The sequence below is a fragment of the Leclercia sp. 1548 genome (assembly GCF_050435045.1).
GTDB classification, from domain to species: domain Bacteria; phylum Pseudomonadota; class Gammaproteobacteria; order Enterobacterales; family Enterobacteriaceae; genus Enterobacter; species Enterobacter adecarboxylatus.
Map to the genome: position 1 here is coordinate 820,942 of NZ_JBNDJP010000001.1, position 26,127 is coordinate 847,068.

29 protein-coding genes are annotated in these 26,127 nt (G+C 56.7%); 8 read left to right on the plus strand and 21 right to left on the minus strand.

Annotation, left to right across the window (positions count from 1 at the left end):
- Nucleotides 1–98: 98 nt before the first annotated feature.
- From ABIE02_RS03950 to gspC, 12 genes are read right to left on the minus strand one after another with little or no spacing between them, the layout of a single operon-like run.
- The gene (locus ABIE02_RS03950; protein ID WP_336995016.1) at nucleotides 99–896 is read right to left on the minus strand and encodes a prepilin peptidase; all 798 of its coding nucleotides are present in this window, start codon (nucleotides 894–896) and stop codon (nucleotides 99–101) included.
- Nucleotides 893–1,378, minus strand: a complete 486-nt coding sequence (gene gspM / locus ABIE02_RS03955; RefSeq protein ID WP_077227489.1) for a type II secretion system protein GspM — start codon at nucleotides 1,376–1,378, stop codon at nucleotides 893–895. Before gspM ends, ABIE02_RS03950 begins: the two co-directional genes overlap by 4 nt.
- A complete protein-coding gene (gene gspL / locus ABIE02_RS03960; RefSeq protein ID WP_336995015.1) occupies nucleotides 1,375–2,520 on the minus strand; it encodes a type II secretion system protein GspL in 1,146 nt (381 codons plus the stop codon). The genes gspM and gspL overlap by 4 nt, the downstream gene beginning before the upstream one ends.
- Nucleotides 2,521–2,535: 15 nt before the next feature.
- Nucleotides 2,536–3,555, minus strand: a complete 1,020-nt coding sequence (gene gspK, locus ABIE02_RS03965; protein ID WP_336995014.1) for a type II secretion system minor pseudopilin GspK — start codon at nucleotides 3,553–3,555, stop codon at nucleotides 2,536–2,538.
- Entirely contained in the window at nucleotides 3,552–4,214 is a 663-nt protein-coding gene (gspJ, locus tag ABIE02_RS03970) for a type II secretion system minor pseudopilin GspJ (RefSeq protein ID WP_336995013.1), read from the minus strand. The genes gspK and gspJ overlap by 4 nt, the downstream gene beginning before the upstream one ends.
- Nucleotides 4,211–4,585 (minus strand): type II secretion system minor pseudopilin GspI, encoded by a 375-nt coding sequence (gspI, locus tag ABIE02_RS03975; protein ID WP_172747808.1) that lies wholly within the window; start codon nucleotides 4,583–4,585, stop codon nucleotides 4,211–4,213. Before gspI ends, gspJ begins: the two co-directional genes overlap by 4 nt.
- Nucleotides 4,578–5,063: a type II secretion system minor pseudopilin GspH gene (gene gspH, locus ABIE02_RS03980; RefSeq protein WP_144883934.1), complete on the minus strand. Its 486-nt coding sequence runs from the start codon at nucleotides 5,061–5,063 to the stop codon at nucleotides 4,578–4,580. The genes gspI and gspH overlap by 8 nt, the downstream gene beginning before the upstream one ends.
- Nucleotides 5,063–5,506, minus strand: coding sequence for a type II secretion system major pseudopilin GspG (gene gspG, locus ABIE02_RS03985; RefSeq protein WP_032617298.1), 444 nt, complete (start codon nucleotides 5,504–5,506; stop codon nucleotides 5,063–5,065). The genes gspH and gspG overlap by 1 nt, the downstream gene beginning before the upstream one ends.
- A 2-nt stretch (nucleotides 5,507–5,508) precedes the next feature.
- Nucleotides 5,509–6,717: a type II secretion system inner membrane protein GspF gene (gene gspF / locus ABIE02_RS03990; RefSeq protein WP_336995012.1), complete on the minus strand. Its 1,209-nt coding sequence runs from the start codon at nucleotides 6,715–6,717 to the stop codon at nucleotides 5,509–5,511.
- Nucleotides 6,717–8,195 carry a type II secretion system ATPase GspE gene (gspE, locus tag ABIE02_RS03995; RefSeq protein WP_032617296.1) on the minus strand — a complete coding sequence of 493 codons (1,479 nt, stop codon included), beginning with the start codon at nucleotides 8,193–8,195 and terminating at the stop codon, nucleotides 6,717–6,719. The genes gspF and gspE overlap by 1 nt, the downstream gene beginning before the upstream one ends.
- Before the next feature lie 14 nt (nucleotides 8,196–8,209).
- The gene (gene gspD / locus ABIE02_RS04000) at nucleotides 8,210–10,117 is read right to left on the minus strand and encodes a type II secretion system secretin GspD (RefSeq protein ID WP_270735862.1); all 1,908 of its coding nucleotides are present in this window, start codon (nucleotides 10,115–10,117) and stop codon (nucleotides 8,210–8,212) included.
- A gap of 13 nt (nucleotides 10,118–10,130) precedes the next feature.
- Nucleotides 10,131–10,904 (minus strand): type II secretion system protein GspC, encoded by a 774-nt coding sequence (gene gspC / locus ABIE02_RS04005; RefSeq protein ID WP_336995011.1) that lies wholly within the window; start codon nucleotides 10,902–10,904, stop codon nucleotides 10,131–10,133.
- A 262-nt stretch (nucleotides 10,905–11,166) separates the two neighbouring features.
- Between gspC and ABIE02_RS04010 the strand changes: the two genes are divergently transcribed.
- A complete protein-coding gene (locus ABIE02_RS04010) occupies nucleotides 11,167–12,744 on the plus strand; it encodes an ExeA family protein (RefSeq protein ID WP_336995010.1) in 1,578 nt (525 codons plus the stop codon).
- Nucleotides 12,744–13,397, plus strand: a complete 654-nt coding sequence (locus ABIE02_RS04015; RefSeq protein ID WP_336995009.1) for a hypothetical protein — start codon at nucleotides 12,744–12,746, stop codon at nucleotides 13,395–13,397. The genes ABIE02_RS04010 and ABIE02_RS04015 overlap by 1 nt, the downstream gene beginning before the upstream one ends.
- Here the strand turns inward: ABIE02_RS04015 and ABIE02_RS04020 are convergent.
- From ABIE02_RS04020 to ABIE02_RS04030, 3 genes are all read right to left on the minus strand, one after another.
- Entirely contained in the window at nucleotides 13,391–14,014 is a 624-nt protein-coding gene (locus tag ABIE02_RS04020; protein WP_077227480.1) for a helix-turn-helix domain-containing protein, read from the minus strand. The two genes, ABIE02_RS04015 and ABIE02_RS04020, sit on opposite strands and share 7 nt — an antisense overlap.
- 274 nt (nucleotides 14,015–14,288) lie before the next feature.
- Complete coding sequence (locus tag ABIE02_RS04025) at nucleotides 14,289–15,119, minus strand: N-acetylmuramoyl-L-alanine amidase (protein ID WP_164540061.1); 831 nt, start codon at nucleotides 15,117–15,119, stop codon at nucleotides 14,289–14,291.
- Complete coding sequence (locus ABIE02_RS04030) at nucleotides 15,116–15,439, minus strand: heavy metal-binding domain-containing protein (protein WP_032617291.1); 324 nt, start codon at nucleotides 15,437–15,439, stop codon at nucleotides 15,116–15,118. Before ABIE02_RS04030 ends, ABIE02_RS04025 begins: the two co-directional genes overlap by 4 nt.
- 260 nt (nucleotides 15,440–15,699) lie before the next feature.
- Between ABIE02_RS04030 and ABIE02_RS04035 the strand changes: the two genes are divergently transcribed.
- The 6 genes from ABIE02_RS04035 (at nucleotide 15,700) to artJ (ending at nucleotide 20,233) form a co-directional block, all read left to right on the plus strand.
- Nucleotides 15,700–16,218 (plus strand): lipoprotein, encoded by a 519-nt coding sequence (locus ABIE02_RS04035; RefSeq protein WP_336995008.1) that lies wholly within the window; start codon nucleotides 15,700–15,702, stop codon nucleotides 16,216–16,218.
- Between the two features lie 238 nt (nucleotides 16,219–16,456).
- Nucleotides 16,457–17,185, plus strand: coding sequence for an arginine ABC transporter ATP-binding protein ArtP (gene artP, locus ABIE02_RS04040; RefSeq protein ID WP_059308406.1), 729 nt, complete (start codon nucleotides 16,457–16,459; stop codon nucleotides 17,183–17,185).
- 19 nt (nucleotides 17,186–17,204) lie between these two features.
- Nucleotides 17,205–17,936, plus strand: a complete 732-nt coding sequence (gene artI, locus ABIE02_RS04045; RefSeq protein WP_032617288.1) for an arginine ABC transporter substrate-binding protein ArtI — start codon at nucleotides 17,205–17,207, stop codon at nucleotides 17,934–17,936.
- 6 nt (nucleotides 17,937–17,942) lie between these two features.
- The gene (artQ, locus tag ABIE02_RS04050; RefSeq protein ID WP_032617286.1) at nucleotides 17,943–18,659 is read left to right on the plus strand and encodes an arginine ABC transporter permease ArtQ; all 717 of its coding nucleotides are present in this window, start codon (nucleotides 17,943–17,945) and stop codon (nucleotides 18,657–18,659) included.
- On the plus strand, nucleotides 18,659–19,327 hold the full coding sequence (gene artM / locus ABIE02_RS04055; protein ID WP_032617284.1) for an arginine ABC transporter permease ArtM: 669 nt from the start codon (nucleotides 18,659–18,661) through the stop codon (nucleotides 19,325–19,327). The genes artQ and artM overlap by 1 nt, the downstream gene beginning before the upstream one ends.
- 174 nt (nucleotides 19,328–19,501) lie before the next feature.
- A complete protein-coding gene (artJ, locus tag ABIE02_RS04060; RefSeq protein ID WP_270735859.1) occupies nucleotides 19,502–20,233 on the plus strand; it encodes an arginine ABC transporter substrate-binding protein ArtJ in 732 nt (243 codons plus the stop codon).
- Nucleotides 20,234–20,318: 85 nt separating this feature from the next.
- Here artJ and ABIE02_RS04065 read toward each other — a convergent pair whose 3' ends face one another.
- From ABIE02_RS04065 to potH, 6 genes are all read right to left on the minus strand, one after another.
- Nucleotides 20,319–21,773 carry a sensor histidine kinase gene (locus ABIE02_RS04065; RefSeq protein WP_164540059.1) on the minus strand — a complete coding sequence of 485 codons (1,455 nt, stop codon included), beginning with the start codon at nucleotides 21,771–21,773 and terminating at the stop codon, nucleotides 20,319–20,321.
- On the minus strand, nucleotides 21,770–22,462 hold the full coding sequence (locus tag ABIE02_RS04070) for a response regulator transcription factor (protein WP_032617280.1): 693 nt from the start codon (nucleotides 22,460–22,462) through the stop codon (nucleotides 21,770–21,772). Before ABIE02_RS04070 ends, ABIE02_RS04065 begins: the two co-directional genes overlap by 4 nt.
- 149 nt (nucleotides 22,463–22,611) lie before the next feature.
- Nucleotides 22,612–23,739 (minus strand): 23S rRNA (uracil(747)-C(5))-methyltransferase RlmC, encoded by a 1,128-nt coding sequence (gene rlmC / locus ABIE02_RS04075; RefSeq protein ID WP_032617279.1) that lies wholly within the window; start codon nucleotides 23,737–23,739, stop codon nucleotides 22,612–22,614.
- A 40-nt stretch (nucleotides 23,740–23,779) separates the two neighbouring features.
- Complete coding sequence (locus ABIE02_RS04080) at nucleotides 23,780–24,268, minus strand: YbjO family protein (RefSeq protein ID WP_032617278.1); 489 nt, start codon at nucleotides 24,266–24,268, stop codon at nucleotides 23,780–23,782.
- A 57-nt stretch (nucleotides 24,269–24,325) separates the two neighbouring features.
- Nucleotides 24,326–25,171 carry a putrescine ABC transporter permease PotI gene (potI, locus tag ABIE02_RS04085; protein ID WP_032617277.1) on the minus strand — a complete coding sequence of 282 codons (846 nt, stop codon included), beginning with the start codon at nucleotides 25,169–25,171 and terminating at the stop codon, nucleotides 24,326–24,328.
- Nucleotides 25,168–26,118 carry a putrescine ABC transporter permease PotH gene (gene potH, locus ABIE02_RS04090; RefSeq protein ID WP_144883918.1) on the minus strand — a complete coding sequence of 317 codons (951 nt, stop codon included), beginning with the start codon at nucleotides 26,116–26,118 and terminating at the stop codon, nucleotides 25,168–25,170. The genes potI and potH overlap by 4 nt, the downstream gene beginning before the upstream one ends.
- Nucleotides 26,119–26,127: the final 9 nt, after the last annotated feature.

Here is a 26,127-nt window from a genome sequence, read left to right on the forward strand (position 1 = left end):
AATCCATGCGGTTTGTAAATCGAATGGTATTCGTAAAAGAAGCCGTACTCACTCAATTCCCCTGCCGAAAAAATTTCAAAAAATAATTGACAGATTATTTACAGAGCGAGCGCATAAATATGGCTAATAAAGGTCATTACACCGGCTAAAGTAATAGCGGGACCAAAAGGAATCTGCGGTGATTTATTCGTCGAACTAATAAAAAAGAAATAACCCGTAATGCCCATTAACGAGGCCAGCAATATTATTGTCGGTAACGCCTGCCAGCCACACCAGGCCCCCAGCGCCGCCAGCAGTTTGAAATCGCCGTAGCCAAGCCCCTCTTTTCCCGTTGCCAGACGAAACGCCCAGTACAACAGCCAGAGCGACAGATACCCCGCCACCGCGCCGATAATGGCATCGCTCAGCGCCAGCGTATGGCTGAAGATGTGAACCAACAGCCCGGCCCACAGCAGGGGTTGCGTCAGGCAGTCCGGTAGCAGCTGATAGCGCCCGTCAATGATGGCCAACGGCAGCAAAAAGGCCGCCATCAGCCAGAGGGAAAAGAGCGCCGATATGGTGGGTAGACACCAGGCCGTGGCGGCAAAAAACAGGGCGGTAAAGGCTTCGAGCAGCCATAACCGCAGCGGGATTGCGCTGCCGCACTGGTGGCATCGCCCGCGCAGCGCCAGCCAGCTGACCAGCGGGATGTTTTCCCACCAGCACAATTGATGCTGGCACGCCGGACAGTGGGAGGCCGGGAACAGGAGATTGATCCGCGAATCCTCCCCAAGCATCATCTGCGGAACCCGCTCTGCCACCACGCCGAGAAAGCTGCCGATAATGGCCCCCAGTATGGCGCTCATCGTGCAAAACAGCGCCGGGCTGCTCTCCCGCAGCAGCGCCAGGCTGGTCATGCCATCTTCGTCCAGCTGAGCTGGATCTCCGCCTTAACGTCACTCAGATGGTCCACCGGCGTGAGCTTCATTTTATCCAGCCGGATCCCTGAGGCAGTATTGATTTCACGCAGCCAGTTCTTCAGCTCATAAATATTCACCCGAGGCACAATAAAAGATAACGTCTGCCCCTCCTGTCGAACGTCATTCAGCGGCAGCTTAATTTCCCGCGCGCTGTTTTCCACCACGCTGCGCGGATTATTGGTTTTCAGTTGCTGGACCTGCAGATGATTTTTATCGATTTCGCTGCGCATCCAGGCCAGGGTTTCGGTCTGACGCTTCAGCGTGGCCTGGCTGTTTTTTATCATATTGTCCAGCGGCACCACGCCTGCGTAATAGACCAGAGCACAGCAAAACGCTGTGCCACAGAGTGTAATTAATCGCTTTTCGCGGACGCTGTATTGCTGATAACGCGCTTTGAGTTGCGCGACTCGCTGTTTCATTTATGCTTCCCTGTAATCATGGCGGTATAAGGCGCAGCCGTGGAAACCGGCTGGAGAGAAAAATCAAAATCCGTATTCGCCTGCCTGATAAATGCCTGTAGTGATTCGCTATGTTCTGCGACGGCGCTGAGCGTCCACGCGTTTTGCGCGCTGTCGTACTCCAGCAAATTAATTTCCATTCCCGGCACCGATTGCTTCGCTTTATTCAGATCGTCCAGTTGCAGAAAGACGCCTTTCTTCACCTTCTTAAGGTTCTGACCAAAATGGTATTTGATGTTCGTTTGCTGCCGCAGGCTGGGGAAATGGTACTGATACACCGTGGCATTCTCCTCTTGCAGCTGGTTTTCCTGCTGCACCAGCATCCAGGCCATGGCCAGCCTCGGCCCCAGCAGCAGCCCCAGGCTGAGGATCCCCAGCGCGACCATCACGCCTTTCAGGCTTTTTGTCGTGCCCCCCTGCGCGCCACGGGGATCAAAATCACCGTGCAAGACGTTAGCCCGGCAGGCCTGCCATTGGGGTTGAATCAGTTGCAAAGGATGCTGCCAGGGTAAGGTTTCATCCACCTTTACCCCTTCTGGGGCCTCGCCGTAGCAACGCACCTCTCCTTCGCCGGTCTTCTCCATCAGCAGCGGCAGGAGCGAGGCATCGGTTTCACACGCCCCTGCGGTGGAAGAACGCAGCCAGTAGTTCTCCCCCAGCGAGACCAGCGTGCGTCCCCCCTCGGCCACCGGCAGCAGCCAGGCGTCAGGCAGCGCCTGCACCACCTTTAGCCCGGCCTGCTGGAAAACTGCGATCCAGTGATGTAAGCGCTGGGCATCAATGGCGACGGCGTCCACTTCCCGCCCTTTTTTATTCAACACCGTCCAGTGAAGCGCATCGACATCGCCAATCAGCGTCTCTTCTGCCAGCCAGGAGAAGGCCGTCGCCTGGGCGCCAGGGCCTTTCTTCGGCAGTGAAAAGTGACGGAAGATCATCTCGCTGGCGGGCAACAACAGACAGACGTGGGCAGCCAGGGGGTGTGACGCAAGCGTATTCAGCGCCGCCATGCCGCTGAGCGTCTGCACCTGCTGGCTGCCGGATTCGCACCACGCAATATTCCCGTCCTCGCGGCTATCGGGACGAATAAAGAGTCTTTTTTTCATCGGTATCGGCTTTTGTTATTCAATCATTCGGTAACGACGCTGCCACGTCCGGATCTCGCCCGCTTCGGTATTCATCTGAAGCTGGCTGACCACGTGAAGCGTTAAATCGTCGGTGTTGCCGGTGTAGTTGACCCGGAAATAACGACTGCTGACGGCAACCTGCGCAGCCACCTGCGTTAAATCGTCTTTCAGCTGCGGGAAGTTTTGCTCCAGCGCTTTGCTGAACGCCTCAACACTCTCCCACCCCGCTTCAGGACGCGCCGCGAGCAGGCGTGCTGCGTCATCCTCCGTCAGTTTCCCCGGAAACAGCGCCGCCAGCAGGGTTGCCTGTTCGGGCTTCAGGCTGTTGACGTCAATTTTGCTGTTGGCATCCGGCAAGGCACACAGCAAGGTACTGACTTTCGCGTAGGCCGCCGCCGGGAACGCAGGCAGCAGCTTAATTTCGCCAATGTTGCGCATCATCTGGTTGGCCGGAAGACGCGCGGGCTGAACACCCGCCCAGGCATCACTCTCCTGCGCTTCTTTCGCCGTGGTGCTGTCGCCATCAAGGTAATCCACCAGCTGGCCATAGACCTGTTCCGCCGTGGCGTGATCCAGACCGCCGTTAACCAGCAGTTGCTCGACGGTGCGCTGTTTACGCGGTTTTTCCGGGATAGCGGACGGCTCCTGCCCCCCCTGTGCCGCCTTCTCTTCTGTGAGCAGGTTATTGACGTTAAAGCAGTCTTCGGCATCCTCAACCTGGCTCACCACCGTGTAATACTCCCCCTGTGTCTCAAGGGGTTCATGCCATTCGCCCTCCAGCGTCAGGACGCTGTTTTCGCCTATGGCGGCGGTCTGTAACCGCATTTTCACCACCTGCTCCTGACGCTGAATGGCCCAGCGCAGCTGCTGCTGACTCACCTGATAGTGGGTTTTCTGTAAATTGCGGCAGAACTGCTGGCTAATTTTGGCCGCCAGGGCTGACATCATCACCAGCAGGATGAGCACCACTAACAGGGCGACGCCTCGCTGCTGTCGCAGGGTAACGCTGCTCATGACTGGCCTCCCGTCGCAGGCGCTGCCGCCTGTTCGGGCGCGGGTGCGGATGGCGCGGCCTCGGGCTTCTCGCCTTCGGCTTTTGCGACGATCTGCGGTTGCGGCATATCGCCAGGGGTCGTAAACACCCAGCGCCAGGTCTCGCCATTCTCCATCGTCAGCGTCAGTTCCACGCCGTCAGGCTGGTGGTCGCTCTCACTCCAGCGCTTTTGCCATGACCCGCTGTAAAACCGCCACTCGGCTGACTTCACCTCGGCGACAATCGGCACTTCTTCCGGTTTGACGCCCGCCGGGCTGTCTATCGCCGGCCACACATCGCGCCACAGGCGGTGATCGTCAACGCGCCAGCGGACGCGTTCGAGCTGCACCTGGCCGCTCATGCCATTGAGCGTGGTCAGTTCAAGGGCATTATCCTGCTGGACAAACACCCCGCCGTCGTTGCGCGGCGCGCGGGCCTGCAGCTGGAAAAAATCACGCTCCAGCAGGCTCCAGGCGCGCTGGATCTGGTTGAGCTTTGCCGCATTACGATCCGTCGCATTGCTGGTGCGCATCGCGCCATCCAGGATTTGCCAGGCGAGGGTGCTGATCACGGCAAAAATAGTGAGCGCAATCATGATCTCCAGCAGCGTAAACCCGCGCTGGTGCTGAATTTTTTTCACTTTTTCTCCCCTGGCGGCAGGATCCTGAGCGCCACCACCGGCTGGCTCTCATCCCCTTCGGCATAGACCTGGATCTTATCCACCAGACGGTTGTCGGCTGCCTTAACCCGCTGCATACGCCAGTTCCAGCTGCGCCCGCCCATGATTTCGGTGCCCTGCTGTTGAGCATCAGGGAAATCGCTTCCGGTCAGTTGCGCTTCTGCCAGCTGATTCTCTGCAACCCAGCTGGCCTGCAAGGTATCGGCAAGCCCGTGGGTGAAGCGCACGTTCAGGGAGATGGAGTTCATGAGCGCCAGCGCGGCGGTGGAGAAGATCACCAGCGCCACCATCACCTCCAGCAGCGTCATGCCTTGTTGCTTTGCCTTAGCCATCGTTTTCTACCGTTACCGGTGCCGCGCCCTGCGACACCACGCGGAAATGGTGCTGTTTATCGAAGCTCTGCAATGTCAACGTGAAACGGCTGATCTCCCCGTCCGGCAAAAAGACGATTTGCGGCTCAGCGTCGGGCGTGGCGGCCAGACGCTGGGGGGAGAGCGACACGTGCATCTCTTCAGGGAAATGCCCCTGAGTCGTGATACGTCTTTCAGACAGAGGAACCCAGCGACGCTGGCCGTTTTTAACCGTCAGCGTCACCAGTTGATAATTATCCGGGGTGATCACCAGGCCAACGATATTTCCGTCCATGACGGCACGATCAGAGCCATAATCCACAAGGGCTTTTAATTGCTGGCCAAATATATCCGCGCCACTGCGGGAGGGTATTGTCGAGACCACCATCATGGCGCAACTGGCAAATATGACTAACGCCAGGATAATTTCCAGCAAAGTAAAGCCGCGTTGCCTGTTCATTATTTTTTATCGAATGACCAGTTAGTAATATCGTCTGCGGTATTGGCTTCCCCGTCCGGGCCTGCGGAAAAGACATCAATGGCGCCATGTTCACCAGGGCTGACCAGAATATAATCGCTGCCCCATGGATCCTGCGGCAGACGGCGAATATAGCCGTCGGCACGATAGCCGTTCGGGATTGGCGCGATTTCTGGTTTGGTGACCAGCGCCTGCAGGCCCTGTTCCGTGGTGGGATAGCGGTGGTTATCCAGCTTGTACATATCCAGCGAACCTTCCAGCGCCACAATATCGCTGGTGGCTTTCTGGGTATCGGCCTTCTCTTTATTACCCATTAAATTCGGCACCACCATACTGGCCAGCACGCCGAGAATAACAATGACCACCATTAATTCGAGCAAAGTAAAGCCCGCCTGGCGCGCCAGGTTTTTTCGTTTCATCGCCATAATTAACCTACCATGTTATTAAGTTGCAGAAGCGGTTGTAATATTGACATCACAATAAACAGAACAATGGTCGCCATGGAGACCACCAGCGCCGGTTCAAATACCGACAGCGTTAATGTAATTCGATGCTGTAATGCGGATTCCTGGTTTTCTGCCGCCCGATCCATCAGATTGCCTAATTCGCCACTCTCTTCACCGGAGGCGATCATATACAGCATGGTGGGCGGGAATAATTTCGCCTGCTCCAGCGCGGCATATAACGAGGCTCCCTGACGCACGGTGTCCGCCGCCTGCTCCAGCACCTGGCGGGCATGGAGGTTTTCAATCCCGTCCATGGCGATATACATCCCCTCCAGCAACGGCACGCTACTGGCCTGCAGAATGCTCAGGGTGCGGATATAGCGCGCGCTGTTGATGGCGCACACCAGCTTTTTAACCGGCGAGGCGTTCACCAGCCAGCGGTGCCAGAGATAGCGATGACTGTTTTTTTTCAGCCAGCTTTTAAAGCCGATAAAGGCTGCCGCCAGCCCGCCGCCGATATAGATGCCATACGCCTGCAGGAAATCACTCACCGCAATCAGCGTCCGGGTGGTGATCGGCAGCTGTTGTTTCATATGGGTAAACTGCTCAATCACCTGGGGCACAACCGCCACCAGCAGAATGCAGATCACCGCCACGGCCACCACCGTCAGGGTGATGGGGTAAACCATCGCCTGGGTGAGCTTGCTTTTCATCTTCTGGCGCTGTTCGTTGTATTCGGCCAGCTTTTCCAGCACATCGCCGAGATGGCCGGTCTTTTCCCCGGCCATCACCAGCGTGCAGTAGAGCTTGTCAAAAGTGCGCGGAAACTGGCTGAAGGCGTCGAACAGGGTATGCCCTTCCACCACCTTGTCGCGGATATCCGTCACCATCGCCGCCAGTTTTTTATCTTCCGATTGCTTTGCGATCGCCTTCAGGGCGCTTTCCAGCGGCAGCGCGGCGTTAACCAGGGTTGCAAGCTGGCGGGTAAACATCGACAGCACGGGGGTGGAGAGCTTTACCCCCTTCTGCGCGCCACCGCTGGCGGCCTGTTCGCGGGTGACGGTAACGCTCACCGGGATCAGCTTTTGATCGCGCAACACCTGACGCACCTGCTTTGGCCCCTCGGCCTGTAAGGTGCCGCGCTGGGTTTTGCCCGCCGCATTGGTAGCCGTCCATGCATACCACGCCATTATTCATCTCCCCCGCGCTCGGCGGTGACGCGCATCACCTCTTCCAGCGAGGTGACGCCAGAGATCACCTTCAGCAGGCCGTTTTCGCGCAGGCTGTAGGCCTGACGGAACAGCTCGGTCTCAATGGACATTTCGTCTTTGTCTTCATGAATAGCCCGGCGCATCGTACTGTCGACTACCAGAAATTCATGGATCCCCGCCCGCCCCTGATACCCGCTCTGACGACAGTGCTCGCAGCCCACCGCGCGATAGATTGCTTTCGGCGGCGTATCCATAAAGCTGAACAGGGCTTTTTCATTGTCGTCCAGCGGACTGGTGGTTCGGCAGTGGGTACACAGCCGCCGCACCAGACGCTGGGCAATGACGCCGAGCAACGATGATCCGATTAAAAACGACTCCAGCCCCATATCGCGCAGACGGGTAATCGCCCCTGCCGCGCTGTTGGTGTGCAAAGTGGACATCACCAGGTGACCGGTCAGTGACGCCTGCACCGCAATTTGCGCGGTTTCGCCGTCACGAATTTCGCCGATCATTACCACGTCCGGGTCCTGACGCAGAATAGCTCGCAGCCCACGGGCGAACGTCATATCCACGCGCGGATTGACCTGCGTCTGTCCTACCCCTTCCAGCTCGTATTCAATCGGATCTTCGACGGTAAGAATGTTGCGTTCGTGTCCGTTCAGCGCTGAAAGAATGGCGTACAAGGTGGTGCTTTTCCCGGAGCCTGTCGGCCCGGTAACGAGAATAATGCCGTGCGGGCGACCAATCAGCCCTTTCAGCTGCTGTAACTCTTCGTCTATCAGCCCCAGCTTGTTGATATCCGGCTTGAGGTTGCTCTTATCCAACAGACGCATGACCACGCGCTCGCCGTACTGCGACGGTATGGTGGAAACACGCACGTCGATGGCTTTACGACCGATGCGCAGCGAGATACGGCCATCCTGCGGCAGACGTTTTTCAGCGATATCAAGCTTTGACATGACCTTGATACGCGACACCAGCAGCGGCGCAAGCTTCCGCGCCGGTTGCAGTACCGGGCGCAGCACGCCATCGACGCGAAAGCGGATGCTCAGCGTGCGCTCAAAGGTTTCGATATGAATATCCGAGGCGCCCTCTTTCACCGCTTCGCCCAGAATGGCGTTAATCAGGCGGATCACCGGCGAGTTTTCGTCGTTATCCAGCAGATCCTCGTTATCAGGGATCTCCTCCGTTAACGCCATCAAATCGATGTCGGCGTCCATGTCATCCACTAACTGCTGGGAAACGCCGCTGTTCTGCTGCCAGATTTTGGCCAGCATCTCGTCAAAGGCTTCGGCCGTGAGGATAGTCGGGGTGAAGGATCGCCCCAGCACCCGGCGTACTTCCAGCAGGGCAAACGCCGGAGCGTCATCACGCACCCAGACCTGATCCTGATAACAGAGGATCCCGTGGGTTTTGGCGTAGTTGCTGGTGCATAACTCATGACTCAGTCCATCCATGTTGCGCCTCGCCCTTACTCTTTAAACGGATTGCGATTGACCGGTTTTGTACTGGTCGCAGTCGGGTAAGCGGGCAGCACGGCATTGCTCTCAGGTTCGATAACGCCGAGCTTTTTCTCCTCCAGGCGCTGCTGCTGCCGCGCCCGGATCTGGTCATATTTTTCCTTCGAAGACGCGCTGTAGGTATCGTCGTCACGCAGAACAGTGGTGTGAATAAAGACCATCAGGTTACGTTTCGAGGTGTCCTGTGAGGTGTAGCGGAACAGTTGCCCCACCAGCGGAAGATCCCCCAGCAACGGCACTTTCGAGACGTTCTGCCTGGTGACGTTCTCCATCAATCCGCCGAGGACCACCGTCTGCCCACTGTGCACCATCACTTCGTTATTGATGGTACGGGTGTTAAAGGTCGGGCCGAGGCTGGCATCATCCGTTGAACTGGCATCCACGCTGGAGACTTCCTGCTCAATCTTCAGATGAATGATGTCACCGTCGTTGATCTGCGGAACAATTTTCAGCTTCGTACCGACCGTTTTACGCTCCACCGAGTTAAAGACGTTATCGCCGCTGGTGGTCTGAGAACCCGCCAGCACCGGCACATCCTGGCCGACGTTAAACGAGGCCTCTTTATTATCCAGGGTCACCACGCTCGGGGTCGACAGAATGTCGTTTTTGCCGTCGGTAGAGAGTGCGGTCATCAGTGCGCCGAAATCACCGTTAAAGAAGCCCGTTGCCAGGCCGGTAAAGCTGGTGCCTTTCATGGTCCCGTTCTTGATCTGGCTGATCGGCAGGCCGGTGGAGCCAAACTGCACCCCGCCGTGTTTACCGGTCCACTGCACGCCGAGGTCAAGACCGCTTCCGTCCTGCACTTCAGCAATGATCGCCTCCACCAGCACCTGTGGACGGCGGATATCCAGTTTGTCGATGACCTTTTCCAGCGAGTTCATCACGTTTGGCTGGGCGGTGATCACCAGCGAGTTGGTGGCCTCGTCAGCGGTTATATTCAGATCGTTGCCGGCGGAGGTTGTTTTCCCTTTCGCCGCGCCCGATTTATCCTTCAGCTGCTCGCCGATACCGGTTAACACCGGGACGACTTTGCTGGCATTGGCGTATTTCAGGTAGAAGACGCGGGTATTGCCTTCATTGTTCTGTTCGCGATCGAGCTGCCCCACCAGCGACCGGGTGCGCGCGCGGGCGTCTTCCGTGCCACTGATGATCAGGCTGTTGGTTTCGTCATCGGCGACCACTTTGGTGGCCAGCTGCGGCGCGTTTTGCCCCTTCTGCTCTTCATTGTTGAGATTATTCAACATGTCAGACAGCTCTTTGGCAGAGGCGTAGCGCAGCGGCACGATCTCCCGGCGCTGCATCCCGGAGCGATCGACGCGCTGCACCAGGTCCACCAGGCGGTTAACCACCGAGGCTTTTCCGGTCAGCAGCAGCACGTTGGAAGGTTCAAAATGGACCACGTTGCCAATACCGGTGGCGTCGTTCAGCTGGCGCAGCAGCGGGGCCAGTTCGCGGACCGGCACGTTTTCCATCCGCACGACACGGGTGATGATCTCATCGCCTTTGCCGGGATGCTGGCTGTCAGCCAGCGGCGCACCCGCGGTACGCGCGACCGTTGAACGCACGACTTTCACCATACCGTTATCCATCGGGATCACCGACAGACCGTACAGATCCAGCACGCTAAGGAAGAACTGATAATATTCATCTTCCGTCAGCACGTTATAGGTCTTAACCGATACATTTCCCTGAACGGAAGGATCGACAAGAATTGTTTTATTCAGATTGCGGCTTACCGTATCAATAAATTCGCGAATATCGGTGTTCTTGAAACTGGCGCTAAAATTTGCCGCCATCACGGAATTAGACATCAAAGACGCTGCTGTCAGCGCGACACACGCCCAGGGAAATTTCTTCATAACATTACACTTGTTAATTGTTGAAAACATTAACCCGAATATTTTCAAGGTGAGCGTGGCGTCGGACTACGACTTCCGCTTCTCTCATTTTTGACCAGCTGGCGATAATATTTTTCGCCTGCTCCGCTCGCGTCATATCGACGGCATTTACTTTCACTACCACATCCCCTTTTTTCAGCCCGCTATGGCTAAAAAAGGAGGAAGAATTTTTAGGTTTTATTTGATAGCCTTCCAGTTGGCCCTTTTCGACATAAGGCATCAGGACAAGGTAATCATTGAGATGAATATTATCGGCACCCGCATCGTTTTTCGGTTTTGGCACCGGCGACGCATTCGCATCGCCTTTAATATAATCGGGGCGTTTTAACGCCAGCACCTGCCGCTCGCCCTGGTAATTCACCACCACATTGTCGCTGTTGATCTCTTCGATCCACGCATCGTTGTAGCCCGGCAGATACTCGCCTTCGCGGTAACTCTGCTGGCCAACCGGGGTTTTGATCACCGCAAACGAAAGCCACGCTTCGTCGCTGCTGATAATCCCGTCGACCTCCGCTGAAATCGTCTTTTGCGCCGCCTGCTGAAGCGCAGGCTGTTTAACCGCAGGCTGGAACAGCGCAAAAGTCTGCTCCTCCGGGCGCGGGCGCGGGCTCGACGGTGAATGACCCGGAAGGGGATCGGCCGCCTTTCTGTACTCTTTAAATACGACATATCCCTGATGACCGCTGAATATCAGCAGAACAAACATCACGCAGGGCGCAATCAATCGGGAATAAAGCTGCATTTTCATTTTTTAACTGACCTTGTCGCAAATGCAGGAATTAGCAGCCTGGCGCTGCACCTTAAAAACCCGGAAATAATAATAATGACGCCCGGCCCGCTCCATCGGGTTTGCCGTTAACTTTAATGAAGAAAAATATTGACCCTGAAAAAAAGCAATGTTAAGCGCGAACAACAGGTTATTTTTCTCCTGTATAAAAATTGCTGCGACACGCGCCTTCCCTTACTTTTCAGCCTGAAAATCGGTTAATGAAATACAACGGTGAAGTGTCATGTATCTGAGTCATTATAAATTTACCCGCCACCCTTTCAGGAGTGCGGTCCGCCCCTGCGGGAGCTTCTTTGCCGCTTACCACCAGGATGTCTTCGGCATGCTGGCGGAGAAATCAACCGTACCCGGCATTGCCGCGCTCTTCAGCGATGACGAAGATCTGCTGGCCACCTTCACCGGCCAGGTGCTGGCAAAGTCACCAGCCGGGGTTGCCATCAACGCGTTTCCGAAACTCAACGCCAAAGCCCTGCTGTATAAACTCAGCGCCAACGCAAAAGATGCCAATAACAGAATTCATGCCATTGATGCAGTGCTGCGCCAATGGCATGAAAAATACCCTTCCTGCAAAAAAAACAGCCTGGTGCTGGCTATCGCCGCCACCCAGTCGATGCGGGATAATTGCTGGGAAACTCTGGGCATGCTGCTGTCCCGCGCGCAGGAGTGCAATCTGTCGCTGACGCTGGTGCTGACCGGCACTCCCGATCAGGAAGCTCGCCTGATGAACCACTCCGGTCTGGCGTCCCGGGTCCATACCCGCCATACCCTACGCCCGCTGACCTGCCATGAGACCCTGAGCTATGTTACGGCGCAGGCGGAGGCGTGTGGTGCCGGGGCATCCCCCTTTACCCCGGCCCGTGTACGCCGGATGCACGCCCTGACCAAAGGGTCGGTGAGCAAACTGAACACCCTGGCGCACCTGTCGATGCTGGCGGCCTGGACGGAGCGCGCCGCAGTGGTGGGGCCACGCCATTTACGTCTGGCGGCAGGCGAAGTGCTGCCGCGTAAAACCCACGGCAAAACGCTGGCGACGGTCGGTCTGTTCGCCAGCGTGCTGTTTGCCGCCTGCGGCTGGTACTTCTCTCCCGCCATTACCGCAACATTGCCAGTGCAGCCGCCCATCCCCGCGAGCTGGACGCAACCGCGCCCTGCGCTGAAAGCACCGGTCCAGCCGGCGATCGAGAAAGAGGTGGTGAACGCGCCGGACGCCATGCATCAGCTCTATACCATGTGGGGGTACGATCCTTCCGCCGAGGAGGCGCTCTGCCAGAATGCCGCCCGGGTGAATCTCGCGTGTAAGCAGGGTAACGCCCCGCTGCCGACGCTGGAAAAAGAGGGCTATCCGTGGATAAGCGAACTGAAAACCGGGGATCACCTGAACTATGCCGTGGTGGCACGGGTAGGAGCGAACTCCCTCGATCTGCTGATGAATAATCGCACCTGGCAGGTGAAGCGAAGCTGGTTCACCGCACATGCCACCGGGAACTACACCTTACTGCACCGTCTGACCCCGGCCGGGAAAGATGAGATCAACGCCACCAGCAGCGGCCAGGATCTGGCCTGGTTCGATACGCAGCTCAGCCAGGCGTTGCATGAGCCAGACACGCATACCCAAGCCTGGACGCATGAGCTGGAGAAGCGGACCCGCGAATTCCAGTCTGTCGCGCAGTTAAACGTTGATGGCATACCGGGTGAAGATACCCTGATGCAGTTGATGCGTTTCAATAACACCACCCCTGCCATATTGACGCCGGTTTCAAAGGCCGCGCCGCACACCCTGGCGCAAGGAAAAGCACGCTAATGTCCACGATTTGCCTGGCTGCGCAGCGCAGCTTCCAGACCGGTGAGGCGGTCTGGTTCTCTTACCGTCTCCCCTCACTGAACACAATGCTTGTCAGAACGCTGGCAAGCTTATGTTGCCTGTTTGCGCTGCTGGCCGCGGGCCTGTATGCCCATATTTACTGGAATCTGCGTCACCCGGCCCCTGCGCCAAAACCGGTGAGCGTCGCGCAGCCTGACACGCAGCTTTCGGATATGCATTATGTTTACGTGTCGAAACCCTTCCCGACACCAAAAGTCAGTCACCCGGAATACAGCGCGCCTTTGCCGCCGCCGGGGGATCCGTTGATGATGGACAGCGAGCCTGACTGGCAGCAAGCCCCGGACAGTGACAGTTCCGCCAGCCCTTTATCCGACTCGCATGACGTTCCGCCGGAAACCGGGTCACTCTCATTAAAGGAACGGCTTATGGAAGCGCTTAAAGAACAGCAGCAGGATTATTCGCGGGGAAAAATACCGCAGGACCCGGTTGATGAGACACAAGCCAGCGCTCTGAATGGCGAAAGCGTAATAAATCAGACGGCGGCGTTTAAAACTGAAAAAATATCTGTGCAGGGAATAAAAAAATCTCCATCGGCGTTAACCCATGGAGATTCGGAGAAGGATGTTCAGTAACGTTCCGGTAGGCTGCTGATGTTTATCAATTTACCTTTTTCCACCACAATGTACTGACCTTTTTTCAGGTCGGAGAGAATTTTTATAATGGTGCTACGCGCCAGGTTGGTGTATTCCTGAATATAGTCATAAACATTAATATCGCGATTCTGGTAGAGAATAAGATCATTAATTTCCAGAAGAAATTCGCGCACCACGGAATAGGCGCTGCGGGCAACCAAAACATCGTCCCGCTTACTCAGAATATCAATATACCAGACCAGAATTTGGCTAAATTCGAGCCAGAGATTGTTTTCACTGATGATGCGCTCAAATTCCTCTCTTTTGATGGTGCGAATAACGCTGGTATCGCGGGTAATACCATACATATGAGACGCCCGGTTATAGACAGCGGAGACCCCTAAAAAGCCCGCATGACGCATGGTGAACATGCTTAACTCATCGGAACGTCGGCGAATTTCGATTTCACCGCGGATCAGGATGTGAACATAATTGGTATCTGCAGTAATGACTTTCTGCCATTTTTTCAGTGTTTTTTCAGGATAATCAGCCGTGGCAGCGATAATCGCGTCTATCGCTTTTTCCGGGCGACTATTTCTACTGTAAATATTTAACATTAGTATGCCTGTTTCATTTTTTTTAGAGTAAATGGAACCCCTGCAACAGCAATGTCGCAACTGATAAATGAGGTCCGATTCAAATAAATTAAGACGATAGCCTGGAGGAAAATTACTCTCTAATATTTTTAATTGGCTAACTTGATTAGCAAGCTATGCTTCTATATTAAATGTGGGTAATTTTAAGTCAATTAACTAAAAATGAATTGGCAATGTACTTAAGATTAATCTTAAGCCAAAGACAAATACTCATAAGTGAGTAGTTTTTTTTAGGTTATTTTTGTCCGTATTTTTCCAGCAGAGCTTCTGCAATGGCTATTGTTTCTTTATCAGAAACACCACTCCATAATTTTGACCGGAAATGCATCTGAAACGCCATAATAATACGTTTCTGCTGCGCCAACGATATATTATCCGGCACCTCGTAACCGTATCGGGAAAGCAGATTAAGCAGCGTGGCAGTGTCCGCAGGCTCATAAGGAGGCTGTCCGTTCAGATAAAACGCGACCCGGTCAGGATCGGGCCAGGCACCAATGCCCTGCTGCGCCAGCGCCTGCCATGGGAACAGCGGCCCCGGATCGTCTTTGCGCTGAGGCGCGATATCCGCATGGGCTACCACGTTTTGTGGCTTGATGTCATAGCGCTGGATAATGTCCTTCGCCAGCGGGATCAGGGCGGCAATCTGCGCCGGTTCAAACGGCGCGAAGCGTTTCTCATCGCCGTGCTTTTGCCAGCCGCGGTTTTCCAGCTCAATCCCAATCGAGGTGTCATTAATACGGGTAGCGCCGCGCCAGTAGCTCACCCCGGCATGCCAGGCCAGATCGCGCTCCGGCACCAGCTGCCAGATCCGCGGCTTGCCGTTGTGCTGCGGCGGGATCGCCGGGATCAAATAGTGGGAGCTGACGTTTTTATCGGTCAGGGTGGCGAGAGAGCTGTCGAAGTCGTCGGCAGTATAGTGGATCACCAGCACCTTGATACGCGGGTAGGCCGCCTGGGCCTGCCGTCGGGTATCCAACTCATAGGCACCTTTATCCACGACGCCTTTTTCTGTCGCACAGCCTGCCAGCAGCAGCGCCAGCAGGAGAGGCGCAAGCGCGTGCTTCATCGGCGCGTTTTCACTGCCGTACCGCTGACGCTGACCATCAACATGCTGGCGTCTTTGCCGACGGTTTCGTAGTCGATATCGATCCCCACGACGGCATCCGCGCCCAGGGCCTTCGCCTGCTCGCCCAGCTCTTTAAAGGCGATGTCACGAGCTTTACGCAGCTCTTTTTCATACGCGCCAGAGCGGCCGCCGACGATATCGCGGATACCGGCAAAAAAGTCGCGGAAGATATTGGCGCCGAGAATGGCTTCGCCGGTCACCACGCCGCAGTATTCGCTGATCGGCTGCCCTTCCAGAGTGGGGGTGGTAGAAAATTGCATCTTCGTCTCCTTGTTGCGCGTTAAGTGCAGGACCCGGCCCATCAGGCGTTTATTGTTGAAGGCAGTTTGGACACGGACAGCGCGGAACAACCGGAGCGTACACGTAGTACGTGAGGATTGTGAGCACTGGCAAGGTCCAAAATGGCGAATAAAATAGCCTGATGGGCCGGGTCTAAGCGTATAAGAACAAAACCATTATCTCTTCGTTACGCTATCATTTAAAGGTTAGTTAATTATTGCAGCCTCATAAGGAAATCAACATGCGCTATTCTGCTTTGACGCTTTTAGTGCCTTGCGCGCTGCTGCTCAGCGCCTGCACCACCCCGGTCACCCCGGCTTTTAAGGATATCGGTACCCGCAGCGGCAGCTGCATTACTGGCGGCCCGGATGCTGTGGCCCAACAATTCTATGACTACCGCATTTCGCACCGCAGCAATGACTTCACCGCGCTGCGCCCGTATCTGAGCGATGACCTGGCGATGCTTCTCAATAATGCCAGCCGCGATCCGCAGCATCAAAACCTGCTGAAAGACGATCCTTTCTCCAGCCGCAACATTGCGCCGCAAAAAGCTGAAGTCTCCAGCGCATCCACTATTCCGAATACCGATGCGCGCAACATTCCGCTGCGGGTGAAACTGACGCAGGGCAGCGAGACCTGGCAGGATGAAGTGCTGATGATCCGCGAGGGTCAGTGCTGGGCAGTTGATGACGTGCGCTATCTCGGCGGCACTGTTCACGCCCCGGCAGGCACCCTGCGCCAGTCCATTGAAAAACGCTAAACAGTCACGCTTAACCGCCCGTCAAGCAGGGAAAACCCCGTAAAATGTCTGGCATTTCGTGAGGAATGCCGACATTTATACTCGCCGCCCAGACCTTCCGCTATTTTGTGCTATGTTTAGGTATAGATTCGGTTTATATTTAACTTTTAACGCAGAAATATTGCATAACTATTCTGCCGACGGTACTATTTGCGGCCTCAATTGCTATAGATTGCCTGGATGAGTAAAGACTGCCCCGATGAGTATTCAACTAAACGGCATTAACTGCTTCTACGGCGCACACCAGGCGCTGTTCGACATCACACTGAATTGTCCTGAGGGCGAAACGCTGGTGCTGTTAGGCCCAAGCGGGGCGGGTAAAAGCTCGCTGCTTCGCGTCCTCAATCTGCTTGAAATGCCGCGCTCCGGTACGCTGGATATCGCCGGTAATCACTTTAATTTTGCCAAAGCGCCGTCTGAAAAAGCGATCCGCGATCTGCGTCAGAACGTCGGGATGGTCTTCCAGCAATACAATCTTTGGCCGCACCTGACCGTGCAGCAGAACCTGATCGAAGCCCCATGCCGCGTGCTGGGCCTCTCCAAAGAGCAGGCGCTGGCGCGTGCCGAGAAGCTGCTGGAACGTCTGCGCCTGAAGCCCTACAGCGATCGTTATCCGCTGCACCTCTCTGGCGGTCAGCAGCAGCGTGTGGCCATTGCCCGCGCGCTGATGATGGAGCCTGCGGTGCTGCTGTTTGATGAACCGACCGCCGCGCTGGACCCGGAAATCACTGCCCAGATCGTCAGCATTATTCGCGAGCTGGCGGAAACCAATATTACTCAGGTGATCGTGACGCACGAAGTGGAAGTGGCGCGTAAAACCGCCAGTCGTGTGGTCTATATGGAAAACGGTCATATTGTTGAGCAAGGGGATGCGAGCTGCTTTGCCCAGCCGCAGACCGACGCGTTCAGAAATTATCTGTCTCACTAATCGAATCGAGAGAACGACAATGAAAAAAATAGTGATTGCCGCCCTGCTTGCCAGCGTTAGCCTCTCTGCCACCGCTGCCGAAACCATTCGTTTCGCCACCGAAGCCTCCTACCCTCCGTTTGAATCAATGGATGCGAACAACAAGATTGTGGGCTTCGATGTGGATCTGGCTAACGCCCTGTGTAAAGAGATCGACGCCACCTGTACTTTCTCGAATCAGTCTTTCGACAGCCTGATCCCAAGCCTGAAATTCCGCCGTATTGATGCGGTCATGGCCGGTATGGATATCACGCCAGAGCGTGAAAAGCAGGTTCTGTTCAGCACCCCGTATTACGAGAACTCTGCCCTGTTCATCGGTCAGAAAGGCAAATATGCCTCTATTGATGCGCTGAAAGGCAAGAAAGTGGGCGTGCAGAACGGCACCACCCATCAGAAATTCATTATGGATAAGCACCCGGAAATCACTACCGTGCCTTACGACAGCTACCAGAACGCCCGTCTGGATCTGCAAAATGGCCGTATTGATGCCGTCTTTGGCGATAACGCGGTGGTCACCGAATGGCTGAAGGCCAACGACAAGCTGGCCGCGGTTGGCGATAAAGTGACGGATAAAGATTACTTCGGCACCGGTCTGGGTATTGCTGTGCGTCAGGGCAACACCGCGCTGCAGCAGAAATTCAACACCGCGCTGGAAAAAGTGAAGAAAGATGGCACGTACGATTCCATCTATAAAAAATGGTTCCAGAAGTAAGATCTGATGAACGAAATTTTTCCATTAGCAAGCGCCGCCGGGATGACCGTCGGCCTTGCCGTTTGTGCGCTGATTATCGGCCTGGTGCTGGCGATGATCTTTGCCGTGTGGGAGTCGGCTAAGTGGCGACCTGTCGCCTGGACCGGCTCTGCACTGGTGACCCTTCTTCGTGGCCTGCCGGAAATTCTGGTGGTCCTGTTTATCTATTTCGGCTCCTCGCAGCTGCTGCTGATGCTGTCGGACGGCTTTACGCTCAATCTGGGCGTGGTGCAGATCCCGATTCAGATGCAGATCGAAAACTTCGATGTCAGCCCGTTCCTGTGCGGCGTGATCGCCCTCTCCCTGCTCTATTCCGCCTATGCATCGCAGACTCTGCGCGGCGCACTGAAAGCGGTGCCGGTAGGCCAGTGGGAGTCCGGCCAGGCGCTGGGGCTGTCGAAAACAGCGATCTTCTTCCGTCTGGTGATGCCGCAGATGTGGCGTCATGCCCTGCCGGGGCTTGGCAATCAGTGGCTGGTGCTACTGAAAGATACCGCGCTGGTGAGCTTAATCAGCGTTAACGACCTGATGCTGCAAACCAAAAGCATCGCCACCCGTACCCAGGAGCCCTTTACCTGGTACATCGTGGCGGCGGCCATCTACCTGGTGATCACGTTGCTCAGTCAGTACATTCTCAAGCGTATTGACCTGCGTGCGACGCGTTTTGAACGGAGACCAGGCTGATGCTGGATTACTTACCCGAACTGATGAAAGGGCTGCACACCAGCCTGACGTTGACCGTCGCCTCGATTATCGTGGCGCTGGTGCTGGCGTTGATTTTCACCATCATCCTGACGCTGAAAACGCCGGTACTGGTGTGGATTGTCCGCGGCTATATCACGCTGTTTACCGGCACACCGCTGCTGGTGCAGATCTTCCTGATTTACTACGGCCCGGGCCAGTTCCCGACGCTACAGGAATATCCGGTGCTGTGGCATTTGCTCTCCGAGCCGTGGCTGTGCGCCCTGCTGGCCCTGTCGCTGAACAGCGCCGCCTATACCACCCAACTGTTCTACGGGGCCATTCGCGCCATCCCGGACGGGCAGTGGCAGTCGTGCGGTGCGCTGGGGATGAGCAAGAAAGATACGCTGGCGATCCTGCTGCCGTACGCCTTCAAGCGCGCCCTCTCTTCGTACTCTAACGAAGTGGTGCTGGTGTTCAAAAGTACCTCGCTGGCCTACACCATCACCCTGATGGAGGTGATGGGTCACGGACAATTGCTGTACGGACGCACCTACGATGTGATGGTGTTTGGTGCCGCCGGATTGATCTACCTGGTGGTCAACGGCCTGCTGACGCTGCTGATGCGTTTAGTTGAGCGTAAAGCGCTGGCCTTCGAACGCCGCAACTAAGACTGCATACATTGTGATTACTCTAGGCGGGCAAGTCTAACGACCACCCGCCTTTTTTTAGGAATCAAGTAATAGTTAATCATTTTTATTGCATACAAATTCATTCAATGGCATTGTAACTCCCAGCCGCAGACACGGCGCATAATGACAAGATTGACAGACGGGAGCTTCACAATGAAAAAGTTAGTTCTGGCCGCTTTACTGGCAACCTTCGCCGCGGGCGCTTCTGCCGCCGATAAAATCAACTTCGGTGTTTCTGCTACCTATCCACCGTTCGAGTCACTGGATGCCAGCAACCAGATCGTCGGGTTTGATATTGACCTGGCAAAAGCGCTGTGTACCCAAATGCAGGCGGAGTGCACCTTTACTAACCACGCCTTTGACAGCCTGATCCCGTCCCTGAAATTCAAAAAATATGACGCGGTGATCTCGGGCATGGATATCACCCCGGAGCGTAGCAAGCAGGTTGCCTTTACTGACCCGTACTACGCCAACTCCGCAGTGGTGATCGCCAAAAAAGGCCAGTACACCTCCTTTGAGCAGCTGAAAGGCAAGCGCATTGGCATGGAAAACGGCACCACACACCAGAAATACCTCCAGGATAAGCACCCGGAAGTGAAAACCGTGGCGTACGACAGCTACCAGAATGCGATTATCGACCTGAAAAATGGCCGTATCGATGGCGTGTTTGGCGACACGGCGGTGGTGAACGAGTGGCTGAAAACCAACCCGCAGCTGGGCACCGCAACGGATAAAGTGACCGACCCGCAGTACTTCGGCACCGGTCTGGGCATTGCCGTACGCCCGGATAACAAAACCCTGGTAGAGAAACTGAACGGCGCTCTGAAAGCGATTAAAGCAGACGGCACCTATCAGAAAATCAGCGACCAGTGGTTCCCGCAGTAAGATTTTTTGCCCGCGGGCGGCTACGCCTTACCCGGCCGGTTTGAGATTTGCAGGCCGGGTAAGCGTCAGCGCTACCCGGCATGGCTCACAGCGGCACAAAGAAACGAAAACAGGCTCCATGCGCCGCCTCCATCAGTTTGATCCCGCCGCCGTGCAGCTCCAGCATCCTTTTGACAATCAACAGCCCCAGCCCACCGCGATTATCCCGCGATGCCTGCTGACTCAGCGCTGAAGGCCGCATGAACAGCTGATCCCGGAGATGTTCATCGACGCCCGGCCCGCTGTCATTCACCTCCACCTGCAACTGCTCCCCCTCCAGCCACACCTTCAGCCCAATTTCGCCGCCTGGCGGCGTATGACGAATGGCGTTATCCAGCAGGTTGGTCACCACCCGCTCGATCATCGACAGATCGGCGTTGATCATCGGCAACTGGCGCGGCACGTCGATATGCAGCCGGAGCTGACGGGTCTCCACCGCCAGGTCAAACTTTTGCGCCACGTCGGAGATCAGCTCCCCGATGGCAAAGCGCTCCCGCTGCGGCTTGATGCTGCCATGCTCAAGACGCGCCAGCTCAAACAGCTGCTGGGACAGATGACGCACTTTATGCCCCTGACGCAGGGCAATAGCGAGATAGTGCTGCGTCTCCTGCGCCGAAAGCGTGCCGGATTTGAGGGACAGCGTTTCCAGATACCCCAGCAGCGAGGTCAGCGGCGTGCGCAGATCGTGGGAGATGTTGGCGATAAACTCCCGGCGCTGCCGGTCGCTGTCGGCCAGTTGATCCCACTGGCTGGCAATCTGCTGCGCCAGCTCGATAAAGGTGTTACGCAGCAGGGCCACTTCGTCAGACGGGGCGGCCTGCGGGGGCTGGGCGGCCAGCTGCTTGATAACGTGCATACTTTCCCGATCGAGGCCACTCACCTCGTCGGTCAACTGCTTCACCGGCCGGGTGACCCAGTACCAGACCAGCCCCCCCGCCAGCGCCCCGAAAAGGGCCACCAGCAGCAGCGACCAGAGCACCGTGCTCCAGAGCGTTTTTTGCCACGCCTGCTCCGCCAGTGCGTTCAGCTCTTCCCCCTGCAAAATGATATACAGATAACCGCGCAGTACGCCGTCCTGATGCAACGGCACGGCGCTGAAGACCTTCTCGCCCGTCAGGGTGCGTGGATCGTCCCCGTAGACCGGCATCATCCCGCCGCTGAGAAACTGCTGAACCGGCGCAACGGCGAGCTTCTGCCGTTTGATATGCCCCGGCGGGGCGGCATCCGCGAGGATCTGTCCGTCCGGGGAGAGAATGTAGAGTTCCACACTGGGGTTAAAGGTCATCAGCCGATCGAACAGCGGCTTGAGCCGGGTGCGATCGACCTGCCCCTGGGCATCCAGCAGTGTTTCGCGCTGGGCGATGTGCTGCGCCAGCCCGCCGGACAAACGCTGCACCATGGCGTTGCCGTACTGCATGCTGGTCCAGAGCTGCACCGCGCAGGCCACCGCCGCACAGCCCGTCAGCAAGAGGATAAACAGCAGGGTCAGGCGGCGCGTCATTCTGCCTCCCGGGCAAACCGGTAGCCTTTACCCCACACGGTGCGGATCACCTCCGGCTCGGCGGCATCTTTTTCAATTTTTACCCGCAGGCGGTTGATATGGGTGTTGACGGTGTGTTCGTAGCCTTCGTGCTGGTAGCCCCACACCTGTTCGAGAAGGGCCAGGCGGGAGAAAACCTCCCCGGGATGACGGGCGAAAAAGTAGAGTAAATCGAACTCACGCGGCGTGAGATCCACCACCTCGCCGTGCAGCTGGACGCTGCGGGCCAGCGGGTCGATGGTCAGGCCGTGGGCGGTGATAAGCCCGGATGTCTGCTGGCCCATCGCCTGCTGACGGCGGAACAGCGCCCGGATCCGCGCCACCAGCTCCTGCACCGAGAAGGGTTTGGCGAGGTAATCATCGGCCCCGGTTTCAAGGCCCAGAATGCGCTCGGTTTCGCTGCTGCGGGCGCTGATGATAATCACCGGCAGGTAGTGGTCGCGCTGGCGGATCGCCCGGCAGAGGGTCAGTCCGTCAACGTTGGGCAGCATCAGGTCGAGGATCACCGCATCCCAGTGGGTTTGCCCGAGCAGGTGCAGCGCCTTTTCCCCGTCTGCCTCGTGGGTGATCACATAACCTTCGTCTTCTAAATTGAGGCGCAGTAACGCGGCGATATCGCCATCGTCCTCCACCAGCAGGATCTGCTTCATCGGTCAGCCTTATTCAATCTTAACAGGTAAAGCTTACCCGATTTCCGGGGCGGGAAACGTTCACATTTTGTTTAACATTGTGCGGAGGTGCCCTCGCCACGGCGCTCTCCCGCAGGGAGAGCGCAAGCGCAGCGTCGCCGGGCAGTGGCTCAACGCTTAATTAACAGCGTTAATACTTCGTAGTGCGCGGTGTGGGGGAACATATCGAACAGCTGAACGCGCGCAATGTGATAGCCCGGCAGGGCGTGGAGATCTTTCGCCATCGTCTGCGCATTGCAGCTGGAGTAGATAATAAACTGCGGAGCCATCTGGCTCAGGTAGTCACACAGCGCCTGGCCGATGCCGCGCCGGGGCGGGTTAACCAGCACCAGATCCGGCACGTTGTCCTGGCCGGTGGCAAACTGCGTTGAATCGAGCGCCTGAAAATGCAAATTGGTTAACCCCAGCTCGGTGGCTGACTGCGTGGCGCAGGCGATCGCCTCGGCAGAGATTTCAATCCCGGTCAGCTTCATCTGCGGCGTGGCGCAGTGCAGGCCAAAGCCGCCGACGCCGCAGAACAGATCCCACATATGGTTGACCGGCAGCTGACGCACCCAGTCGCGCGCGGTGGCATAGAGCTGGCTGGCAACGGTTGGGTTGGTCTGGAAGAAGCTCTTCGGGCGGATCCACAGCGGCACGTCGTTGAAGCGTTCTGCCAGCGCCTGGGCGTCGGTGAGGAAGATCTCTTCGTCCCCTTCCATGATCGCCATATGCACCGGCTGAATGTTCGCGGTAATCACCGTCAGCTGCGGTAACTGCTGTTGCAGCCACGGCAGGGCCGCGCGCAGTTGGGGCAGCTTAGCCTGCGAGCGCAGCACGAAACGCAGCATCATCCCGCCATCACGCTGGCTTTCTGTCAGCAGAATATACTTCAGCTCGCCGCGCTTGCGTTCCACGTTGTAGGGGGTCAGACCCGCGCGGGCAATAAAGGGTTTCAGAGCGGCAAAGACCGGGGCGAACGAGGCCGGATAGAGCGGGCAGTCGGTGAGATCGACAGGCGTGCCATCCCGGTGCAACATGCCGAGCAGCGGCTTCTCGACGCTGCCGCTGACCACCATTTTGGCTTTATTGCGAAAGGCCTGTTCCGGCCCGCTGACGGGCGCGCACCACTCAGCCACCGGCAGGCCAGACAGTAAAGTCTGCAGGTCGGCCATTTTGGCGGAAAGTTGAGAAGAAACCGGCTGTTCTATCCACTGACAGGAGCGACAGCGACCGGCGTCATAGAGTGCGCACTGCATAACGAAACCTTAATACGTCTGGGGGCAGCGATTATACACGTTATTGCAGACGGAAAAACCGTCGGCTGGCCGCCGGAACAAACAGCAGGCCGAGCACCAGCAGGTCGGGCAGCTTTTGCATCACCAGGGTGTGGAAGATCTCGCGTTTTGACTCGCCGGGGATGCTGAACAGTTCAGGATAACCGTAGCCCAGCGACGCGGCCCACAGATAGCCGGTAGCCACCACCTGGGTCAGAAGGTAGATAAGTCGCGCCCAGTTACGCCCTTTTACCAGCGAAAAAGCGCAGTAAATTTCGATAAACACCAGCATCAGGCTGGCGAAAAAGACCAGCGTCAGGTTCCATGTCTGGACACTGCGGTGAATGAACTCCCCCATGCCGCGCACGCCCAGGGTATTGAAAATCATGAATACATCAAGGCAGCGGATCATAATAATGGCGAGCGCCGCCACCTGCACCAGAGCAGGAACATTCAGACGGGCATGTGACTGACTTGTTTTACTGAAAAATCCCAACGTGATGTCTTCCATGAAACGATGCCGCGATAACGCGGCATCTCATTTACGCCTGTGCAGATTTTAGGAGCTTCAGCCGCGTCTTGCACGTTGGATATCGCGCTGGCGCTGTTTTTCAGAACGCGCCATCAGATACCAGGCAATCAGCCCGATAATGCCCACCACGCCGAGAATGATCGTTGCCAGGGCGTTGATCTCCGGGTTAACCCCCATGCGCACGCTGGAGAAGACCAGCATCGGCAGCGTGGTCGCTCCCGGGCCAGAGACGAAACTGGCGATCACCAGGTCGTCCAGCGACAGGGTAAAGGCCAGCAGCCAGCCGGAGACCACCGCCGGCATAATCATCGGCAGGGTGATGATAAAGAACACCTTCAGCGGCGTGGCGCCCAGATCCATCGCCGCCTCTTCAATGGAGTGATCCAGCTCGCGCAGGCGCGAGGAGATCACCACTGCAACATAGGCGGTACAGAAGGTGACGTGGGCCAGCCAGATGGTCAACATGCCGCGATCTGACGGCCAGCCGATGGCGTGCCCCATGGCGACAAACAGCAGCAGCAGCGACAGGCCGGTGATCACGTCGGGCATGACCAGCGGAGCGGTGATCATAAAGGCAAAACCGTTGGCCCCGCGAAAGCGACCAAAGCGCACCATGACCACGGCGGCGATGGTGCCGAGGATCACCGCCATCGTTGCCGCACAGGCGGCAATGGTCAGGCTTAACCCCACGGCGCTGATCATCGCCTGGTCGTGGAACAGCTCGCCGTACCAGCGCGTGGACCAGCCCGCCCACACCGTCACCAGCTTCGAGCTGTTGAAGGAGTAGATCACCAGCATCAGCATCGGTGCATACAGGAACGTAAAGCCGAGCACCAGGATCAGGATCCGCCACGGAGAGCGCACTACCGGTAAGTTGTTCATCCATGATCTCCCATCTGTTTCTGCTGGTACTTGTGGAACCACATGATCGGCACGATCAGCAGGAGCAGCATTACGATCGCCACCGCCGAGGCCACCGGCCAGTCGCGGTTGTTAAAGAACTCCTGCCACAGCACGCGGCCAATCATAATGCTGTCCGGGCCGCCGAGCAGTTCCGGGATCACGAACTCCCCCACCGCCGGGATAAACACCAGCATCGATCCGGCGATAATCCCGCCTTTGGTCAGCGGCACAATCACGGTGAAGAAGGTTTTTAGCGGACGGGCGCCGAGATCAAGCGCTGCTTCCACCAGCGAATAGTCGATGCGCGTCAGGGCGGTGTAGATCGGCAGCACCATAAAGGGCAGATAGGCGTACACGATGCCGATATAGACCGCCAGGTTGGTGTGCAGAATCGTCAGCGGCTGATCGATAACCCCCAGCCACAGCAGAAAGTTGTTCAGCACGCCGTTGTTTTTCAGGATCCCCATCCAGGCATAAACGCGGATCAGGAACGAGGTCCAGGAAGGTAAAATCACCAGTAGCAGCAGGATATTTCGCGTCGAGGGCTTGCTGTGCGCCACTGCCCAGGCCAGCGGGTAGGCCAGCAGAAGGCAGCAAATCGTTGAGATGCCCGCCACCTGCAACGACTGTAAATAGGCCTCAAAATAGAGCGGATCGTCGGTCAGTTGCAGGAAGTTGCCCAGGTTGAGCATGATCGACAGCTGACTGTCTCCCCACTCCACCAGGTCGCTGTAGGGCGGGATTGCCCGCGCCATCTCTGCCAGGCTGATTTTAAACACAATCAGGAACGGCAGCAGGAACAGCAGGATCAGCCACACGTATGGGAGGGCGATCACCAGTTTGCGCCCATGGGCCATCTGCATCCGCGTCAGCCAGCTGGTATCAATGCCCGCCGCTATGCGGGCCGCAGGTTCAGGTTTGCTCATCGCCGTTCC

What these genes read in the sequence shown, in the direction of transcription:
- gspD (WP_270735862.1), bottom strand. Translation starts at nt 10,117, where the DNA reads ATGAAGAAATTTCCCTGGGCGTGTGTCGCGCTGACAGCAGCGTCTTTG.
- gspC (WP_336995011.1), bottom strand. Translation starts at nt 10,904, where the DNA reads ATGAAAATGCAGCTTTATTCCCGATTGATTGCGCCCTGCGTGATGTTT.
- ABIE02_RS04030 (WP_032617291.1), bottom strand. Translation starts at nt 15,439, where the DNA reads ATGCAATTTTCTACCACCCCCACTCTGGAAGGGCAGCCGATCAGCGAA.
- ABIE02_RS04015 (WP_336995009.1), top strand. Translation starts at nt 12,744, where the DNA reads ATGTCCACGATTTGCCTGGCTGCGCAGCGCAGCTTCCAGACCGGTGAG.
- artJ (WP_270735859.1), top strand. Translation starts at nt 19,502, where the DNA reads ATGAAAAAGTTAGTTCTGGCCGCTTTACTGGCAACCTTCGCCGCGGGC.
- ABIE02_RS03950 (WP_336995016.1), bottom strand. Translation starts at nt 896, where the DNA reads ATGACCAGCCTGGCGCTGCTGCGGGAGAGCAGCCCGGCGCTGTTTTGC.
- ABIE02_RS04080 (WP_032617278.1), bottom strand. Translation starts at nt 24,268, where the DNA reads ATGGAAGACATCACGTTGGGATTTTTCAGTAAAACAAGTCAGTCACAT.
- rlmC (WP_032617279.1), bottom strand. Translation starts at nt 23,739, where the DNA reads ATGCAGTGCGCACTCTATGACGCCGGTCGCTGTCGCTCCTGTCAGTGG.
- ABIE02_RS04035 (WP_336995008.1), top strand. Translation starts at nt 15,700, where the DNA reads ATGCGCTATTCTGCTTTGACGCTTTTAGTGCCTTGCGCGCTGCTGCTC.
- gspM (WP_077227489.1), bottom strand. Translation starts at nt 1,378, where the DNA reads ATGAAACAGCGAGTCGCGCAACTCAAAGCGCGTTATCAGCAATACAGC.
- potI (WP_032617277.1), bottom strand. Translation starts at nt 25,171, where the DNA reads ATGAACAACTTACCGGTAGTGCGCTCTCCGTGGCGGATCCTGATCCTG.
- ABIE02_RS04025 (WP_164540061.1), bottom strand. Translation starts at nt 15,119, where the DNA reads ATGAAGCACGCGCTTGCGCCTCTCCTGCTGGCGCTGCTGCTGGCAGGC.
- ABIE02_RS04020 (WP_077227480.1), bottom strand. Translation starts at nt 14,014, where the DNA reads ATGTTAAATATTTACAGTAGAAATAGTCGCCCGGAAAAAGCGATAGAC.
- gspF (WP_336995012.1), bottom strand. Translation starts at nt 6,717, where the DNA reads ATGGCGTGGTATGCATGGACGGCTACCAATGCGGCGGGCAAAACCCAG.
- ABIE02_RS04070 (WP_032617280.1), bottom strand. Translation starts at nt 22,462, where the DNA reads ATGAAGCAGATCCTGCTGGTGGAGGACGATGGCGATATCGCCGCGTTA.
- gspH (WP_144883934.1), bottom strand. Translation starts at nt 5,063, where the DNA reads ATGAACAGGCAACGCGGCTTTACTTTGCTGGAAATTATCCTGGCGTTA.
- gspK (WP_336995014.1), bottom strand. Translation starts at nt 3,555, where the DNA reads ATGAGCAGCGTTACCCTGCGACAGCAGCGAGGCGTCGCCCTGTTAGTG.
- artP (WP_059308406.1), top strand. Translation starts at nt 16,457, where the DNA reads ATGAGTATTCAACTAAACGGCATTAACTGCTTCTACGGCGCACACCAG.
- gspG (WP_032617298.1), bottom strand. Translation starts at nt 5,506, where the DNA reads ATGGCGATGAAACGAAAAAACCTGGCGCGCCAGGCGGGCTTTACTTTG.
- ABIE02_RS04065 (WP_164540059.1), bottom strand. Translation starts at nt 21,773, where the DNA reads ATGACGCGCCGCCTGACCCTGCTGTTTATCCTCTTGCTGACGGGCTGT.
- artI (WP_032617288.1), top strand. Translation starts at nt 17,205, where the DNA reads ATGAAAAAAATAGTGATTGCCGCCCTGCTTGCCAGCGTTAGCCTCTCT.
- gspE (WP_032617296.1), bottom strand. Translation starts at nt 8,195, where the DNA reads ATGGATGGACTGAGTCATGAGTTATGCACCAGCAACTACGCCAAAACC.
- potH (WP_144883918.1), bottom strand. Translation starts at nt 26,118, where the DNA reads ATGAGCAAACCTGAACCTGCGGCCCGCATAGCGGCGGGCATTGATACC.
- ABIE02_RS04010 (WP_336995010.1), top strand. Translation starts at nt 11,167, where the DNA reads ATGTATCTGAGTCATTATAAATTTACCCGCCACCCTTTCAGGAGTGCG.
- artM (WP_032617284.1), top strand. Translation starts at nt 18,659, where the DNA reads ATGCTGGATTACTTACCCGAACTGATGAAAGGGCTGCACACCAGCCTG.
- gspL (WP_336995015.1), bottom strand. Translation starts at nt 2,520, where the DNA reads ATGAAAAAAAGACTCTTTATTCGTCCCGATAGCCGCGAGGACGGGAAT.
- artQ (WP_032617286.1), top strand. Translation starts at nt 17,943, where the DNA reads ATGAACGAAATTTTTCCATTAGCAAGCGCCGCCGGGATGACCGTCGGC.
- gspI (WP_172747808.1), bottom strand. Translation starts at nt 4,585, where the DNA reads ATGGCTAAGGCAAAGCAACAAGGCATGACGCTGCTGGAGGTGATGGTG.